Origin of the sequence: Paenibacillus sp. GSMTC-2017 (assembly GCF_016019935.1) — a bacterium.
In the GTDB taxonomy this organism is placed as follows: domain Bacteria; phylum Bacillota; class Bacilli; order Paenibacillales; family Paenibacillaceae; genus Pristimantibacillus.
Genome location: NZ_JAECMT010000005.1, coordinates 42,906 through 58,205 on the forward strand (window position 1 = coordinate 42,906; position 15,300 = coordinate 58,205).

Genomic DNA, 15,300 nt, shown 5'->3' on the forward strand with positions numbered 1-15,300 from the left:
ACTCCACAAATAGTAATACCTGCGGATATCCATCTTTTTCAGTCACTTCTCGCCGAATCAGAGCAAATACCTGCAATTTTCCATGCTTTTTCTCGAGGAATAGGGTCAAGTTCGATTTTTCGTTACAAAGGATGGATATCTGTAGGCTTTAAGCCCAATCCATCCTGTTGTAAAGAAATTGCTGGATATTTGTAGGCTTTCACTATGATAGTCGGGTGGAGATGTTAAATAATTGACGTGTGCTTAGCACTTTATGAGTTAGAGCTAATTTAGTTTTAGAAGTTTCTTGTGCGATTTAGTTTTTGGTTGGAGCTACCTATTCCTCAATCCGATCATGTTTGTGCAGCAAATCACTTAATGCTTCGCGTAATAGAATAGACTCCTTTTTTTTGCGTTTTTCAGCTAATGTTTTTAGTCTGCGAACCATTGAAGAGGGATAGTAGCAAGACTTCATAATCATCTCCTCATTAGGAGGTAACGAGATTTGGTTCCGGCCATTTTCTTTGGCATTCACGAGCGCTGCGTCTGCACTTCTACGAAGGGCAGCAGCATCTTTTGCATCACGTGGATATTGTGCAACACCTATCGTTGCAGTAATTTCTTGTGATAACATGTCCTGTGCACGGAAGAGATGCTGAGATTCGTAGATGTGAAGTCTTAGTTGCTCCATTTGAAGAAATGCTTGTTCTAAGCTGATTCCAGGGAGAGAGATTGCGAACTCATCTCCAGAGATGCGATAGGCTTGTCCAGGGAACTTTTCTTGCAATATTTGCGCGATATTAACTAGAGCACGATCACCAGCCTCGACACCATAGGTATCGTTAAGCTCCATAAAATGATCGATATCAAGAAGAGCAAGCGCTACAGCTTCATCCTCAGCAATATAGCCCTTTATAGTAGTTTCTAGTTGCTCACGAGTCGGCAAGTTAGTCAAGTTGTCGGTTGTTATCTTCTTCACAATGACATCACCTCAACGTATATAATAAGTTATATATAACTATTAACAACATAATAAAATTAGAAACATTTGTCAATTAAACTTATATGAGTAAAAACATATATAATGATTGATTTGTGTAGTTAGGCGAATGGAGGTTATGAGCGAATAGAGTGCGAAATTGAGCAACCGAGCAAACAAACAAACAAACAAAACTATAAATTAACACTTACATGCTCAAACTAAGGAAACTAACCCGAAAAAAACCTGCCGAAGTGAGCGTCCAAACAGCAGTAGCCCGAAAAAGCCGGGTTAGCGTCCCGCACGCGCCTGAGTAAAGCGCTCCAACCCGAAAAAGTCGGGTTACATTGACACGTTTTCAAAATTGTGCGATTTTTATCCAATTTGATATAGTGAAAGTACAAGCCATATGATACAGTTTGTGTAGTGTAAACGCTTATCAAAAACTCGAGGTGAAGAAACGAAATGTCAACGAAATCGCAAAATAAAAAAGGCAGTTCCCGTTCTTTTGTACTGTATACAGCAATCCTTATTGTCGTTGTTGTAGGGCTGTTTGTTCTTAATCAAGCTTCAAAAAATGAAGATAGCAAAAATGAAACATTAGACAGCGCACCATCTCTAGCAGCTCAACCCGTTCTTGGCGATAAAAATGCAAAAGTTTCTATCGTAGAATTTGGCGACTACAAATGCCCTTCTTGCAAACAATGGGGAGAAACGGTATACCCGCAATTAGTAAAGGACTATATCGATACAGGTAAAGCTACATTCTCCTATATCAACGTTTTGTTCCATGGAGATGAGTCACAGCTTGGCGCATTAGCAGGCGAAACGATGTTGAAGCTTCATCCAGATCAATTCTGGGCGTTTAACAAAAAGTTGTTTGATGCTCAGCCTACTGTAGATCACGATAGTTTGTGGCTAACCGAGGCGAAGGTGCTTGAGACAGCAAAAGCTGTTGTGCCGACGCTTGATGAAGCGGTATTCAAACAAACATTAGCTGCTGAAGAGACACTTAAGCTTGTACAGCTTGATGATATTCTCGTTCGCCAATTCGGCGTTAATGCAACACCAACGATTATGATTAATGATATTAAAATTGCAAATCCATTTGATTATGAAGCGATCAAGGCAGCAATTGATTCAAAATTGAAATAGGGGAGGAAAGGGTAGAATGATCGTTAGACATAATGCTCTATCTATTGCTTGGATAGTAGCTGTTGTTGCAACACTCGGCAGTCTCTATTTCAGTGAAGTTCGTGGCTTTATTCCATGTGAATTGTGCTGGTACCAACGTATTCTCATGTATCCACTTAGTTTGATTCTTGGTATTGCTGCTTTTTATGATGAACATACGATTAAAAAATACGCATTACCTCTATCTATGTTAGGTATGATCGTTTCTTCGCTACATTACATGGAACAAAAAATCCCAGGTTTTGCAGCGATCAAACCGTGTACAAAAGGTGTTCCTTGTACGACGAGTTATATTAATTGGTTCGGATTCGTTACAATTCCGTTCCTAGCTTTGATTGGATTTACTCTAATAACGATATTCCTACTCCTAGCGAAGAGAAGATAAGGAGGGCTGTCGTATGTCTGGCAGCTTGCTATTAATTGAAGATGATCTCTCTATTAGTGAAATGATAGAGAACTATTTGGTCAAGGAAGGTTATAGTGTTACAACTGTTAACGACGGTGGAGACGCCATGCGAGTATTCGCAAATCAATCGTATGATCTAGTTCTGTTAGATCTAATGCTTCCTAATGTAAACGGGCTAGATCTACTGCAAAAGTTCCGCGAACGAAGCCGAGTGCCGATTTTAATTGTATCTGCAAAAGATAACGAGGTTGATAAAGCACTTGGTTTGCGGTTTGGTGCGGATGATTATATCGCAAAGCCGTTTTCATTGCTCGAATTAGCAGCTCGCGTGAGTGCATCTATTCGTAGGGCTACTCAATATGCGGAAGTTAAAATGATAGAAGAACCGGAAGCTCGTCTCCTCACTGTAGGCGAGCTTCTTGTTGATCCGAATAACTTCATGGTAACGAAGCACGGTGAGGAAGTTAAGCTTACTGCTAAAGAGTTTCAAATTCTGAAACTTTTTGTAGAACATCCTACGCGGGTATATACGAAGGCACTCCTTTACCAGCTAGTATGGAATGAGCAATATTATGGTGATGAAAATGTCATTAACGTACATATGAGAAGGCTGCGAGAGAAGATTGAGGATGATCCATCCAATCCGCGCTACATACGAACTTTATGGGGAATCGGCTATAGATTGGGGGAGCAATAGGTTGACCGCTCTATGGATTGCTCTTATTGTTGTGCTACTTGGGCTGTATCTCCTCGAACGTAGGAGAAGACACTTGCGTAGCACTGAACTTATTTATATCAAACAAAAGTTAGATGATATCTCCATACAACCATCATCAAGTTCGGAAAGAGTATTGCTCGTGACGGGACAGTCAGATCTGCGTGAGCTGCTTCGTTCTATTAACGACTTGCTTAGTCGTGCGCAACAATCCACTTCTGACTATGTGGATACAGAAAGAGCGATGCGGAAGATGCTATCTAACGTATCGCATGATTTGAAGACACCACTTACCGTCATATTGGGTTATGCTGAGATACTAAACAATAGCAAAGACTTGTCTCAAGCTGAACGTGAGAGGTTATTAGGTCAAGTTCATAGGAAGACGCTTGAAGTATTAGATTTAATCAATGCTTTTTTTGATCTTGCAAAATTGGAAGCCCAGGACACGGAGCTTCCTTTTTCCGTTATAGATATAGGGGAGATTTCTCGTAATCGTATACTTGCCTACTATGACTTATTAGCTTCGCAAGAGTTCGAAGTTGATGTCGACATATCCGAAGGTCCGCTCTGGGCATATGCGAACGAAGAAGCGGTTACCCGCATCCTTGATAACTTGTTATCGAATGCAGTTCGTTATGGTGCGTCCGGCAAGTATTTGAAACTATCGGCAAAAGAGAAGGACTCCTTCGTTCATATCGAAGTAGCAGATCGAGGCCCCGGCATTGCAGAATCTGATCAAGCGCGTGTATTCGAACGGTTGTATACACTCGAAGATTCACGAAATCGGAATATGCAGGGAAGTGGTCTTGGCCTTACGATTACGAAACGACTAGTGGAGCGGCTAGGTGGGCGAATTCATTTGCACAGTATTCCAGGTGTTTGGACTAGCTTTGCAGTTACGCTTCAGAAAGCAAAGGGAGAACATACACAAATCGAATCAAAAAATGTCTCTCATCGATGTGAAAATGAGAAGTAAGAATTAAGTAAGAAATGAGAAATAAAAAAGTGAGAGGCCCGCGTTATGATGAGTACAGAACGAAATAAGCGGGGAGAGAAAATGATGACAGAAATTATTCGAACGAGACTGCTATCGAAGAACTATGGCTTAACAGAAGTCGTCTCGAATGTAAACATGAAGCTTGGTCGTGGTGAAATTTACGGCTTTTTAGGTCCAAATGGTGCGGGTAAATCAACACTAATGAAGATGCTTTTAAATTTGGTAAAACCATCGGGCGGTGAAATTGAACTATTCGGTGAACGTCTCCTTCCAGGCTCTATTGAGCCGCTTAAACGAATTGGACATATGATCGAAACACCCGTATTTTACGAGAAATTGACTGCCGAACAAAATTTAGACCTGCATTGCGAGTACATGGGACATTACGATCCAAAAGCGATCCGTGAAGCATTAGAGAGAGTGCAGCTAATAGGTATTGAAAAAAAGCCGGTTAAACAATTTTCGTTAGGTATGAGACAAAGATTAGGTATTGCAAGAGCGATATGTACAAAGCCAGAGCTGTTAATTTTGGACGAACCCATTAATGGACTAGATCCGTCCGGCATACAGGAAATGCGCCAATTATTCCGCTCTTTACGTGATGAATATGGGATGACGCTGCTCATCTCCAGCCATCTTATTGCTGAAATTGAACAAGTAGCTGATACGATAGGTGTCATTGATCGCGGTAGATTGATTAAAGAAGTTTCAATGGAGAGCATTCGGAACTCCAAAACGGAATACGTTGAAATTGTGACTTCGAATGTTAAGCTGGCTGCATATGTGTTAGAAGATAAGCTCGGTGCGAAAAACTTTAAGCTGATAGGCGACCGTCTAATACGCATTTATGATACAGCGCTCACGCCGGAGCAATTGTCTAAAGGGCTTATTATAAATGATGTTCCTGTTGAATCTATTAATCGTCGTCATCACTCACTTGAGGAATATTTCTTCGAAATTACACGTGGAGGTGAAAGTCATGCTTCATCTTATTAAGCTTGAGTTCAAAAAGTGGTCTAAGAGAAGTTTCGTGGGAGGGGCTTTTATGGCCCACGGTATTATGGCTGCTTTCCTCCTTTTAATTTACTTTACCGAAGGTGGAATGGTTGAAGAACAAATATTTGTTGATCACTCAGACATGCTAAGTGTAATTGATACTATCGTGCGTGCTACCTTTATTATTTATTCCTCCGCGATCCTTTCAAGACTTATTATTAGCGAGTTTCGTGATAAAACAATGGCATTATTGTTCACTTATCCGATCAGCCGCACGAAGCTAATTTCCGCTAAGCTAACTATGGTTTTCGTTTGGACATTACTTAATGTTATTATTGCAAACGTGCTGTTATCAACAATGTTTATCGTTATTGACTCTCAGCTAAATTATATTCCAGGAGATTTAACGAGCAAGGTTCTTTATGAACATGCCATATTAGCTTTAATGAACGCGGTAGCTGCAGCAGGTATGAGCTTATTGCCTCTTATAGTAGGTATGCGTAAAAAATCTGTACCAGCTACTATTATGTCGTCTATCTTTATTGTTGCTATTGTATGCTCGAACAATGGAGGTTTTACGTTAAGCTCTATTATTGCAATTCCACTTTCGTTGGCAGCAGCTGGTTTGATTTTAACTTATTTATCATTCCGAAAAATTGACTATGTAGATGTCTCATAAATTATTTGCTGGTTAAGTGAAATGCAAAGAGCTTCAATCCAACTGGATTGAAGCTCTTTCTTTGCCGCATAAGACCATTAAAGAGAAGCTTTAATTACCTTTTTGTAATAATAGACTGAAAGTATACCGAAAACAGAATACAATGCCGTGTATAGTACCATAACGATAATCATCGGCGCATACAAATCTGTTCCGAATAAAAACCAGCCTGATTGAACGGCAAAGTAACTATGCAGCAAACCAACGATTAACGGAATTCCGAAATTAAACAACTGCTTCATTCCAATACCTTTTAATAAATCTCCTTGTGTGAAGCCTAACTTCCTGAGAACGGTATAGCTGGACTTCTCTTCTTCACTTTCATCTACTTGTTTAAAATATAAAATACAACCGGATGTAATGAGGAAAGTTAATCCGAGGAAAGCAACGATAAACATAATGCCTCCCATATTAAGCTTCTGATAGTCGCGCATCGCCATTTGAGAATCATAGGCTTTGATAGAGCCAAAGCCTATTTCATTAAATATCGCATTTGCTTTCTCCACATTGGCTTTATCCTTCATACTAATGCCAACATAAATAGCAGATTTTTTTTGGATAGCTGGATTCAAATCTTGCTTCAAAGAATGAAACACCGTGTCGTCTACAATCGCAACGGGCAGACCACCGCTTGTGAAAAACCCTGAAATGGGTGATTTTCGATCTGTCTCTTTATAGGATTGTGGGATAACGATACTATTGCCCTTTAGTTCGATTGGGCCAGCATCTTTTAATGACATAAATTTTTGCAACACGCCACTCGACTTTGTAAGCAATGTTTCATCAGCCGATAAATGTAAATCACTAAATGCTGTTTCACTAATGACAGCCGAGGTTACAATATTCGGATCAAATTTTACTTCCTCTAGTTTTGTTTTCATAACGTTTTTAATGTTGATGTCAGCCTGTATAACTTCAATTGTTTTTTCAGTAAAAGCCAAGTTGTTTTCTGTCAATACCGCTTTGAATTTGTTTGCATCTTGAATGTTTGTAATCGAGAAATCATCGGGGACATAACGTTTCGCTGATGCTTCTGCTGAATAGTAAGAAATATAACTTAACGATAACAAACCAAGAGCTAGCGCCGATACCGTTGTAATAATCGTTAATAATACTGCATTTGACTTCATTCGAAACATGATGGAAGATAGCGACATTACATCGTTAATCGATACATGACCATTCTTTTTCTTCCGAATGAGATTGAATATAAAGCTGACAGACCCTTTATAAAACAAATACGTACCGACAATAACAGATGCCAATATCGCTATCATCGCAATGAATAGTTCATTCATCGATACGAAGTCCCCGCCAAACAGCTTAGTGGAAACATAATAGCCGAAAGCGATTAATGTCATACCTAATACGCCGATGACCATTTCGAAGATGGACATTTTCTTTACTCTTTCTTCTGCTACTGAAGTGACTTTGAATAGGGATAATATCGTTTGTCTTTTAATAAACCTATAATTCATTAGCATGATAAAGAGATAGATAATAGAAAATACAATAAGTGTTTGGAATAAAGCGTTCGTTGAAAAGTGAAGTTCGGCAATACTATCGACACCAATTACTTTTAATAACATCATCATCAGTAATTTGGAAGCGGAAAAACCTGCAAATATGCCGATTGCTAATGATCCGAAATAAAGAATAAAGTTCTCTGCGGTTAAAATACGAAATATTTTGTGTTTGGTCATTCCAATGAGCTGGAATAAGCCAATTTCTTTGCTGCGCCGTTTAATAAAGATGGTATTGGCATAGAGCAGAAAGATTGAAACGATAGCAACGAGTATGACAGAGGCTGCCTTGAAGGAAGCTCCCCCTTTAACAGAACCTTTTGCTTCATCCATTGCAGGGTCAAATTGCAGGGTGACAAAAGCAAAATATAGTGCAGCGCTGAAAATTAAAGCAAATATGTAAAGAGAATAGTTTTTCAGATTTTTTCGTAAGTTGCGGAACATGAGTTCATTAATGCTCATTTTGCACCCCGCTAAGCACGCTCTGTGTTTTCATGATGTCGTTAAAAAACGATTGTCTTTTTTCATTTCCTTTATGAAGCTGTGTGAAGATTTGACCGTCTTTTATAAAAATAACTCTACTGCAAAAGCTTGCTGCAACGGGATCATGCGTGACCATAACAATCGTAGACTTTAGCTTTTGATTAAGATCGCTTAGCTTGTTCAATAAGTCCGAAGCAGATTTAGAATCAAGTGCACCTGTTGGCTCATCGGCGAAAATAATGCTCGGCTCATGGATAAAAGCTCGTGCTGCGGAAGTACGTTGTTTTTGCCCGCCGGATATTTCGTTCGGATATTTATCTCTTAGTTCATAGATGCCGAGGTCGTTTGCAAGCGTTTGGAAGCGAAGCTCTGCTTCCTTCTTTGGCGTCTTTGTAATCGATAAGGGAAGAAGAATATTTTCCTTCACCGTCAATGTGTCGAGCAGGTTATAGTCTTGAAAAACAAATCCCAAATGACTTTTCCGAAATTCAGCCAGTTGCTTTTCTTTCAGTCGGGAAATTTCTTTCCCTTCAATCGTAATGGTTCCGCTGCTAATATGATCGATTGATGATAGGACATTAAGCAAGGTCGTTTTCCCTGAACCTGAAGATCCCATAATACTGACGAATTCGCCCTTTTCAATTGAAATGTCCAACCCTTTTAACACTTCATGTTTGTTGAATTTGTTTCCATACGTTTTGTGAATTTTATTGGCTTCAAGAATGACCATATCGACACGCTCCCTTTTTTCGTTAGCTTCATTATAAAAGGGTTTACTTCGCTTATCCTGCGATTGACCGAACAAAATATAAAAGCATGTGACATTATTGTCACACGCTTGTTATTCGAACAAATTCATTTTTCTGTGGAAAGACGAGTGTAACCGCCGTGCCTACACCGAGCGCTGATTCAACATGGATATTGATGGACAGTGACTCCGCTGCTTTTTTGGCTAAATATAATCCCATTCCCGTAGCTGCGGTATCTCGATGCATCGTAGTAGATGTGAAGCCTTTATCGAATATACGCGGCAAATCTCTAGCGTCTATGCCTCGACCGCAATCCTGTACTTTAAGATTGATCCCACCATCTTGTTCATAACTGGTTATCGTAATATCCGACGATTCACTATATTTCACAGCGTTCGTTAGCAGTTGCCTAATAATAAAAGCAACCCACTTGGCATCACTAATAACAGCAGTTGATTCTAACTGAATATCAAAGCCGAGTCCTTTCTGAATACACCACGATTGCAACGTTTTTATTTCACTAAAAATGACTGCTTCCAAATCTGTTTGCTCAATAAACAAATCATTTTCGATATAGGGGATACGCCTTTGGTGAAGCTGTTGATCAAGTAGAAGATGAATACGCAGCCATTCAAAGGTTAGATTAGCTTTTATCGTCTCATTATCCAGACGATCAATCATTAATCGCATCGCTGTTAAAGGTGTTTTCACTTCATGTATCCATGAAAGCAAATCATCCTTTTCCTGCTCCAGTATCATCCTATTTTGTGAAGAAGTCTGCTTTAATAATTGAACTTGTTCCGTAATATAAGTTTCTATCATTTGTTCAAATGGACGATCTGGCATACTCATTCTCGATACATCAAGGTTGTCAGCGTGTTCTTCTAAACTTTTGTAAAACTTCGTCTCTTTATCGTAGCGAATAACTAAAAAAACAACGAACACGATTATCGATAAAAAGAAAACATACAGCATGGAAGCAAGAGGAATCGCCGAATCTACAAAGGAAACAAAAAGAACGAGCAGCTGAATGAATATAAATAAAAGAATCCAGCTCCGTCTTTCGATGATATATTTTTTAATCATGTTTATTTGACTCTTCCATAGCCATGTAACCTTGTCCTACTTTCGTTTCAATGTATACGCCTAAGTCAAGTTCATCGAGCCTTTTTCGCAGACGGTTCACATTGACTGTAAGTGTATTGTCGCTTATAAAACGTTTGTCATCCCATAGGTTGTTAATGATTTCATCACGGCTTACAATTTTGTTTTTTTTATCAATGAGCAGCTTTAATATATAAATTTCATTTCTCGTAAGCTCAATTGACCCAATGGCATTTGTTACGATGTTTCTCTCATAATCGATTGCAGCTCCACACCACGTTTTTAGCTCGCCTTTGTCCGAATTGTAATTGTATACACGGCGAAGAATAGCTTGTACCTTCGCTATTAATACGTCGAAATGAAAAGGCTTCTGAATAAAATCATCAGCACCAAGCTGCATAGACATAACGATGTCTGTTGGATGATCGCGTGAAGATAGAAACAGGATAGGAATATTGGAATGTGCTCGAATGAGTCTACACCAATGAAACCCGTCGAATTTGGGCAATTGAATATCTATAATGACGAGGTCAGGTTTAACCGTATTGAATTCTTGAATGACGTTTGTAAAGTCGTGAATTCCGTAAACATCGTAGGACCAAAGCGATAAACGATCTTTGATCTCATTAAATAAGGTTGTGTCATCTTCTATTAATAACAACTTAAACAGAACTATTCACCACACATCTTTTACACCTATTGTATAGAAAATTAATCTAGTAATCTAGGGAATAGTTGAGTGCTAATATCAATAATAAAAGAGCAAGATACTGTAGTTGTTTCCAATGAAAAGGGGAACGAATTTACAAAGCGATCTTGATCGGTGAAGCTTCCATTATTATTGAAGTTAGTGATGCAAAAGATGCAGGGCTCCGAATCGAAATTATCGGAGGAGACGTTAAAGCACCATATGGGGACGACATTTATGCGGCTGTAGAAGAGTATGTGAAGGATTGGTTCGATTTACATAGAGACTTGTCACCTTTTTATGAGCTAGCTGGTGGTGACCCATTGCTGAATGAACCGGTTAATCAATTTTATGGATTGCGGGTAATGGGCATTTCTGACCTGTTTGAGGCGATGTGTTGGGGAATTATTGGTCAGCAAATCAATCTCGCATTTGCTTATACGCTCAAGCGAAGATTTGTAGAGACATATGGGCGAGCGGTTGAAGCTAATGGTGAAGTATATTGGTTGTTTCCTAAACCGGAAACTATCGCTGCGCTGACTGTAATAGATTTGGAGCCGCTCCGCATGACTGTAAAGAAAAGCGAATATCTTATTGAAACGGCGAAACATATCGTCTCAGGAAAATTGACCAAGGAGATTTTGTTGCAAGGTGACAGCTTGGAAACGGCAGAGAAACAGCTTGTGAGCATACGCGGAATTGGACCATGGACTGCTCATTATGTCATTATGCGTTGCTTACGTTTTCCAACGGCTTTCCCTATCGACGATGTAGGTTTGCATAATGCAATTAAACATGTCCTTGGAATGGATAGAAAGCCGACGAAGAAGGAATTGCTTGAGCTAAGTTATGGCTGGAGCGGCTGGGAGTCATACGCTACCTTTTATTTGTGGAGATTACTGTATTAACAGACTGCCGTACTAATAAACAATAGTAGTAGGACAAGGAGAGATTAATGGATGGCAACGATAAGAGTAACGGTGTGGAATGAGTATCGACATGAACGACATAATGAACATGTAGCAAGCATCTATCCACAGGGGATACATCATGCAATCGGAAGTTACCTCGGGACGCAGGACCGAATTGAAGTAAGGACGGCGACGCTCGATGAGCCGGAACATGGCCTAACGGATGACGTTTTAAATGGAACAGACGTATTGATTTGGTGGGGACACCTAGCTCATAACGAAGTTCGGGATGATATTGCAGAAAAGGTACGTTCTCGTGTTCTTGATGGTATGGGTCTTATCGTGCTCCATTCTGGTCATGCATCAAAATTGTTCGAGCGGTTGCTTGGTACGAAGACTGGTAATCTAAAGTGGCGGGATAATGGCGAGAAGGAACGTATTTGGGTCATTGAGCATGGACATCCTATAGCAAATGGACTTGGCGATTACTTCGAAATTCCGAAGGAAGAAATGTATGGTGAGCGATTTGAGATACCAGCTCCTGATGAGTTAGTGTTCATCTCATGGTTCGAGGGCGGCGAAGTGTTCCGCAGCGGTTGTTGCTATCGGAGGGGGAAAGGGAAGTTGTTTTACTTCCGGCCAGGTCATGAAACGTTCCCAGTATATCATCAACCAGAGGTGCTTAAAGTAATAAGCAACGCAGTTTATTGGGCGGAACCGACGGTTGGAGCAACAACACGTGGTGGAAGAACGGAGCCGCTAGAAAACATTTGATATCAACAATGGATATACCTTTTGAGTTTCTCTGATAAGGGAGCATCTGGTTTATGACTGGGTGCTTTTTCTTTTGTAAGGAGTATTTGAGAAGAACCATTTAATCGTGCTGTTGATAGTTAAAAAAGAATTGACGTAAGTTTATATTGATTATATACTTAATTACAAATAGTAAGTAACTTCATTAACGTAGAGGTGATCATCGATGAGTAACAAGCTGCATCCGTCAACGAGGCTTGGTGAAGTGAAGCTGAAAGTAAGTAATCTAGATCGTTCTTTAACCTTTTATCAAGAAGTAGTTGGCTTACGTGTATTGAGGCAAGACAATGGGATGGCTGAACTTACAGCCGATGGTGAAACCGTATTATTAGTACTTGAGGAAGTTCCGAACGCATTCATGGTGCCGAAACGATCATCCAGCGGTTTGTATCATTTTGCAATATTAGTGCCGACGAGGAAAGATCTTGGATTGTCGCTAAGAAGATTACTCGACAGTGGCATTCACATCGGGCAAGCTGATCATCTCGTTAGTGAAGCGTTATATATTTCTGATCCTGATGGCAATGGGATTGAAATCTACCGTGATCGACCACGTGCAGACTGGGAATATGATTCACAAGGTTTTGTGAAAATGGCTTCTGACCCTATCGATTGGGATGGCTTGCTGGATGAAGCTAAAGGAAGTGTTTGGCAAGGGTTATCTCCTGGTACTACAATTGGACATGTTCACTTCCATGTTGGTGATCTTCATAAGGCGAAACAGTTTTATTGCGATGTGTTAGGTTTCGACGTTGAAGCCGATCTTATGCGACAGATGGGTGCTCTTTTTGTTGGAGCGGGCAGGTATCATCATCATCTAGGTCTAAATCTATGGGCAGGTGTTGGTGCACCGCCAGTACCTTCTAATGGAACGGGAATTACCTATTTCACCATCGTAGTTCCGAACATGGAGGAGCTGGAGAAGACAGTTCAAGGCGTTACTCAGGCAGGGTATGAAGTCGAACAAAGAACGGATGGATGGTTTGTGAAAGATCCGTCAGACATTTGGGTTAGATTAATAACTGAACAATAATAAAGTAATGATTCATATTAGAGTGAAACGATTGGAATTAGATTGATTAGAGCAAACTGTACAATGAACGTTTTGCCGTCATAGCTCGTTGGTGAAGAGAGATATACGACATATAAATTGATAACTGTGGAGGGAATACTATGGGAAACGTGACTACGAACAAAAACTTTTATGAGGCTGTTGAAGGAAGACGTTCAATTTATGCAATCAGCAATGAGGCAGTAGTATCCGAGGAACGTGTTCAAGAGGTTATTAATCATGCGGTTAAACATACACCATCTGCATTCAATTCACAAAGTGCGCGGGTAGTTGTATTATTTGGAGATCAACATAAGAAATTATGGAATTTAACGTCCGATACACTTAAAGCGATCGTTCCGGCTGAGCATTTCGGTGCTACTGCGGACAAAATGAATGCGTTCGGCGCAGGTTACGGTACGGTTCTTTTCTTTGAAGATCAGGCAGTTGTAGAAGGATTGCAGGAAAAGTTTGCTCTATACGCAGACAACTTCCCAATTTGGTCGTCGCATTCAACGGGCATGTTACAATACGTCATTTGGACATCGCTAGAAGTTGAAGGTTTTGGTGCTACATTACAACACTACAATCCGTTGATTGACGATGCGGTAAGAGCAGAGTGGGAACTACCTGCAAGTTGGAAACTGATCGCACAGATGCCATTTGGCAATGTCGTTGCTCCAGCAGGTGAGAAGCAATTCAGTCCGCTTGATGAGCGTGTAAAATTTATTAAGTAATGAGATAAGTTTGTTTGCGAAAGTTGCAGACATTATTGAAGAAGCCCAGCAAGGACAAACCCGGAAGTTTCATCCCGGGAGTCTAGCGGGGCTTCTTTTTATGGTCGGAAATATTGTGTAACCGTGCCTTTGCCATCCTGAGCTTCAACCTCTGCATACGCTCCATTGATGAACGTCATTTGTGGTGGGAGATGTCCACAATCGATATCGAATACGATCGGAACTTTCAGTTCCTCAGCTAACTCTTGATAAACATCATCAATGGTATAGCCATCAACAGGGTAGTTTGCCGAAGTTCTGGCGAATAGGAGTCCAGAACAGTTGTCGAACCAGCCGGCTAGCTTCATTTGCACCAAAAATCTGCGTAAATCAGTAGTCTTCGCATCGCTATTTTCTAAGTACCAAAGGATAGGCTCATTTTGAATGGTATGTTTTTGGAAAGTTCGCACATCTCCGTATGGAGTTCCGATCAAATGTCCGATTGTATCAATACATCCGCCAAGCAGCCGTCCACTTACTGTTACCTTCTTGTCACTATCAGAGAAGATCTTCCAAGAAGTAGGTTCATTAAAATGGAAAACATAAGGGGAAACACTCTCGAAATTCCACTCTTTCTGATAGTTTTGAGAAGAATGCTGAACAATAGATTGGCCTGATCCTGTAGATAGTACTGGTTTCCACATTGCTGTCGTTTCATCAGAGTATTCGCCGCGCAAATCAAACAGATTGGTACCGTGCGCAGTTGCTACTCCGGTTTTTAGCGTTACGGCGAGGAGCAGCGTACTTAAATCTGAATATCCCAAAATCCACTTTTCTTTAATCGCATCAAAGTCTATATGTTCAAGAACTTCAATGAGAAACTCACCACCCCAAGGAGGAAAAATGAGATTGATGTTATCATCAGCAATCATATTATTCAGCTCAGCCGCCCGTATTAATGCTGGGGCTGACTTCGACTTATGCTGCGTCCAAACGGTTTCTCCGCATACGACGTTGAATCCAGACTGTTCCATGCGATTAATGGCTTGCTTCATCAAATCATGTAGATTGGAGTCAACTCCTGATGATGGTGCGGTTACACCAATCGTGTCGCCCTCTTTTAATAATGGATATCGAATCATTGCGTTTCCCCCTGAACAAGTTATTGTGTATTCAAATAAACGAACAGTACTACTCAATGTTAGTACTATTCGCAAAACCTTTCAATTGATATATTCATATCAACAGAAGCGGTACTGATATCCGCTAATCTCA

16 protein-coding genes are annotated in these 15,300 nt (G+C 40.3%); 10 read left to right on the plus strand and 6 right to left on the minus strand.

Annotated elements, in window-relative coordinates; all coding sequences use genetic code 11:
* Positions 1-316: 316 nt before the first annotated feature.
* Positions 317-958 carry a GGDEF domain-containing protein gene (locus I6N90_RS19095; RefSeq protein WP_197937259.1) on the minus strand — a complete coding sequence of 214 codons (642 nt, stop codon included), beginning with the start codon at positions 956-958 and terminating at the stop codon, positions 317-319.
* Between the two features lie 465 nt (positions 959-1,423).
* Here I6N90_RS19095 and I6N90_RS19100 point away from each other — a divergent pair, with 465 nt between their 5' ends.
* The 6 genes from I6N90_RS19100 to I6N90_RS19125 all read left to right on the plus strand — a co-directional run bounded on the left by I6N90_RS19100 (position 1,424) and on the right by I6N90_RS19125 (position 5,948).
* Entirely contained in the window at positions 1,424-2,113 is a 690-nt protein-coding gene (locus I6N90_RS19100; protein WP_197937260.1) for a thioredoxin domain-containing protein, read from the plus strand.
* 16 nt (positions 2,114-2,129) lie between these two features.
* Positions 2,130-2,537 carry a disulfide oxidoreductase gene (locus I6N90_RS19105; protein WP_197937261.1) on the plus strand — a complete coding sequence of 136 codons (408 nt, stop codon included), beginning with the start codon at positions 2,130-2,132 and terminating at the stop codon, positions 2,535-2,537.
* Positions 2,538-2,550: 13 nt separating this feature from the next.
* Entirely contained in the window at positions 2,551-3,255 is a 705-nt protein-coding gene (locus tag I6N90_RS19110) for a response regulator transcription factor (protein WP_197937262.1), read from the plus strand.
* 73 nt (positions 3,256-3,328) lie between these two features.
* Positions 3,329-4,252 (plus strand): sensor histidine kinase, encoded by a 924-nt coding sequence (locus tag I6N90_RS19115; protein ID WP_232243165.1) that lies wholly within the window; start codon positions 3,329-3,331, stop codon positions 4,250-4,252.
* Between the two features lie 84 nt (positions 4,253-4,336).
* Complete coding sequence (locus I6N90_RS19120; protein WP_197937567.1) at positions 4,337-5,269, plus strand: ABC transporter ATP-binding protein; 933 nt, start codon at positions 4,337-4,339, stop codon at positions 5,267-5,269.
* On the plus strand, positions 5,253-5,948 hold the full coding sequence (locus I6N90_RS19125; protein ID WP_197937264.1) for an ABC transporter permease: 696 nt from the start codon (positions 5,253-5,255) through the stop codon (positions 5,946-5,948). The genes I6N90_RS19120 and I6N90_RS19125 overlap by 17 nt, the downstream gene beginning before the upstream one ends.
* A 77-nt stretch (positions 5,949-6,025) precedes the next feature.
* Here I6N90_RS19125 and I6N90_RS19130 read toward each other — a convergent pair whose 3' ends face one another.
* The 4 genes from I6N90_RS19130 to I6N90_RS19145 all read right to left on the minus strand — a co-directional run bounded on the left by I6N90_RS19130 (position 6,026) and on the right by I6N90_RS19145 (position 10,516).
* Positions 6,026-7,972 (minus strand): ABC transporter permease, encoded by a 1,947-nt coding sequence (locus I6N90_RS19130; protein ID WP_197937265.1) that lies wholly within the window; start codon positions 7,970-7,972, stop codon positions 6,026-6,028.
* Positions 7,962-8,723, minus strand: a complete 762-nt coding sequence (locus I6N90_RS19135; RefSeq protein WP_197937266.1) for an ABC transporter ATP-binding protein — start codon at positions 8,721-8,723, stop codon at positions 7,962-7,964. The genes I6N90_RS19130 and I6N90_RS19135 overlap by 11 nt, the downstream gene beginning before the upstream one ends.
* Before the next feature lie 100 nt (positions 8,724-8,823).
* Positions 8,824-9,828, minus strand: a complete 1,005-nt coding sequence (locus I6N90_RS19140) for a sensor histidine kinase (RefSeq protein ID WP_197937267.1) — start codon at positions 9,826-9,828, stop codon at positions 8,824-8,826.
* Positions 9,821-10,516: a response regulator transcription factor gene (locus I6N90_RS19145; protein WP_197937568.1), complete on the minus strand. Its 696-nt coding sequence runs from the start codon at positions 10,514-10,516 to the stop codon at positions 9,821-9,823. Before I6N90_RS19145 ends, I6N90_RS19140 begins: the two co-directional genes overlap by 8 nt.
* Positions 10,517-10,662: 146 nt before the next feature.
* Here I6N90_RS19145 and I6N90_RS19150 point away from each other — a divergent pair, with 146 nt between their 5' ends.
* The 4 genes from I6N90_RS19150 (at position 10,663) to I6N90_RS19165 (ending at position 14,046) form a co-directional block, all read left to right on the plus strand.
* Positions 10,663-11,442, plus strand: a complete 780-nt coding sequence (locus tag I6N90_RS19150) for a DNA-3-methyladenine glycosylase family protein (protein ID WP_332262477.1) — start codon at positions 10,663-10,665, stop codon at positions 11,440-11,442.
* 51 nt (positions 11,443-11,493) lie between these two features.
* Complete coding sequence (locus I6N90_RS19155; protein ID WP_197937268.1) at positions 11,494-12,219, plus strand: ThuA domain-containing protein; 726 nt, start codon at positions 11,494-11,496, stop codon at positions 12,217-12,219.
* 205 nt (positions 12,220-12,424) lie between these two features.
* Positions 12,425-13,291, plus strand: a complete 867-nt coding sequence (locus tag I6N90_RS19160; protein ID WP_197937269.1) for a VOC family protein — start codon at positions 12,425-12,427, stop codon at positions 13,289-13,291.
* A gap of 140 nt (positions 13,292-13,431) precedes the next feature.
* Positions 13,432-14,046, plus strand: coding sequence for a nitroreductase family protein (locus tag I6N90_RS19165; protein ID WP_197937270.1), 615 nt, complete (start codon positions 13,432-13,434; stop codon positions 14,044-14,046).
* A 98-nt stretch (positions 14,047-14,144) separates the two neighbouring features.
* Here I6N90_RS19165 and I6N90_RS19170 read toward each other — a convergent pair whose 3' ends face one another.
* Positions 14,145-15,167 carry a S66 family peptidase gene (locus I6N90_RS19170; RefSeq protein WP_197937271.1) on the minus strand — a complete coding sequence of 341 codons (1,023 nt, stop codon included), beginning with the start codon at positions 15,165-15,167 and terminating at the stop codon, positions 14,145-14,147.
* Between the last annotated feature and the right edge of the window lie 133 nt (positions 15,168-15,300).